The following is a 1,941-nucleotide window of genomic DNA, read 5'->3' as shown; positions in this document are numbered from 1 at the left end:
TTCAGTACCTCCTGCTCCACGACGACAGTAGCGAGCCGGCCCACAAGCGATCCTCCTGCCCGTCGATGTGCCGTCGCATTTTCCGCCGCCACCGGCGCCACGCATAAAACTCGGCCGCCCACGACCGGTACCGGCAGAAAAGGAAACGCGCCATGGCCCGTGCGACCTCGCGTCGAAAGAGCGCGAACCGCACGCCCCAGCCCGCCGCCGACCCGCCCGACACCGTCCGGGTCGGGATCTACCTGCGGCGCTCCACCGACGACGAGCACCAGCCCTACTCCATCGAAGCCCAGGAAGAACGACTCCGTTCCTACATCGACTCCCAACCCGGCTGGGCCATCGCCCTCCGGTTCTCCGACGACGCCTCCGGCGCCACCACCGACCGCGACGACCTGCAACGCGCCCTGTCCGCGGCCCGCCACGGACTGATCGACGTCCTGCTCGTCTACCGCGTCGACCGGCTCTCCCGCAACCTGCGCGACACCGTGACCCTGCTCGAAGAACTCGACCAGGCCGGCGTCGTGTTCCGCTCGGCCACCGAGCCGTTCGACACCGCGACGCCGATGGGCCGCATGCTGCTCGCGATGCTCGCGCAGTTCGAACGCGACACGATCATCGACCGGGTCATCGCCGGCATGGAACGCAAAGCCGCCAAGGGCCTGTGGATGGGCGGCAACCGGCCCTTCGGCTACCAGGTCGACCGCGCCAACTGGAAACTGCTCGCCGACGAGAAGGAAGCGCCCGTCGTCCGCCTGATCTTCAACCTCTACGTCCGCGACCGGCTCGGCACCCGCGCCATCGCCAAGACCCTCAACGAACGCGGCCACCGCACCACCACCGGCGGACCCTGGTCCGGACACCAGGTCCTCCGCGTCCTGGACAACCGCATCTACCTCGGCGAACTGACCTTCCGAGAGATCACCGTCACCGACACCCACAAGCCGATCATCGAGGCCGCCCAGTTCGCCGAGGCCGAGAAGATCCTCACCATCCGCAGCGACGGACACACCCACCGAGCCGCCAGCGACTCCGACTACTACCTCACCGGCCGGATGCGCTGCCCGCAGTGCGCCAAAGCGATGCTCGGCTCCAACGCCGGGGGCCGCAACCGGACCTACCGCTACTACACCTGCTTCACCCGCCTGCGCTACAGCCGTGAGCGCTGCGACGCCCCCCGCCTCGACGCCGACGCCCTCGACCAGGCCGTCCTCGACGCCCCCCGCCTCGACGCCGACGCCCTCGACCAGGCCGTCCTCACCGCACTCGCCGCCTTCTACCGCGACCACCAGCAGCTCATCGCCGACGCCGTCCACCACGCCCGCCAGCGCCACCACAACGCCCACACCGACCGCACCGGCGAACTCGCCACCGTCCAGGCCGACCTCACCCAGACCGACCAGGCCATCGACCGCTACCTGTCCGCCTTCGAGCGCGGCACCCTCGACGAAGAAACCCTCGCCACCCGACTCGCCGCGCTGCGCACCAAGCAGAAGCAGCTCCGCCGCCGACAGACCGAACTCAGCGCCCAGATCGACGACGAACCCGTCATGCCCCCACGCGCCACCCTCAGCAAGATCGCAAACCACATCGATACGATCATCGAAGTCGGCACCGACCTTCAGCGCAAGGCCCTCGTCGAAACCCTCATCCACGAAGTCAAGACCCTCGGCCCCGGACGGTTCCAACCAGTCTTCAAAGTCCCCAGACCCGCGCCGACCGAGGCCGCCCTACCAGCCACAACGCCCCCGAAGGGAGCGGTTCGTACAATGCCAAACATGGTGGGCCGTCAGGGACTCGAACCCTGAACTCGCCGGTTAAAAGCCGGCTGCTCTGCCAATTGAGCTAACGGCCCTGCGAGAGTCATGATATCGAACTGTGTGTCCTCGGGGCGGTGGCCGGGGTGTCGGTGCGGTTTGTGGGGGTGTGGATGGGGCGTCGGCT

The 1,941-nt window shown here is 68.2% G+C and carries 1 protein-coding gene and 1 tRNA gene; one reads left to right on the top strand and one right to left on the bottom strand.

From position 1 onward, the window contains the following. The first annotated feature begins 152 nt into the window (after window positions 1-152). Window positions 153-1,805, top strand: a complete 1,653-nt coding sequence (locus AC08OO_RS14460; protein ID WP_476611377.1) for a recombinase family protein — start codon at window positions 153-155, stop codon at window positions 1,803-1,805. Here AC08OO_RS14460 and AC08OO_RS14455 read toward each other — a convergent pair. Then, window positions 1,777-1,852 (bottom strand) — tRNA-Lys (locus AC08OO_RS14455). The genes AC08OO_RS14460 and AC08OO_RS14455 overlap by 29 nt on opposite strands. Between the last annotated feature and the right edge of the window lie 89 nt (window positions 1,853-1,941).

This window comes from Frankia sp. CeCAU1 (assembly GCF_977971845.1).
The sequence above is the reverse complement of the archived record's forward strand: the minus strand, read 5'-3'. Positions and strand labels throughout refer to the sequence as shown.

Coding starts and splice junctions, on each gene's coding strand:
- AC08OO_RS14460 (WP_476611377.1), top strand. CDS start 153: ATGGCCCGTGCGACCTCGCGTCGAAAGAGCGCGAACCGCACGCCCCAG.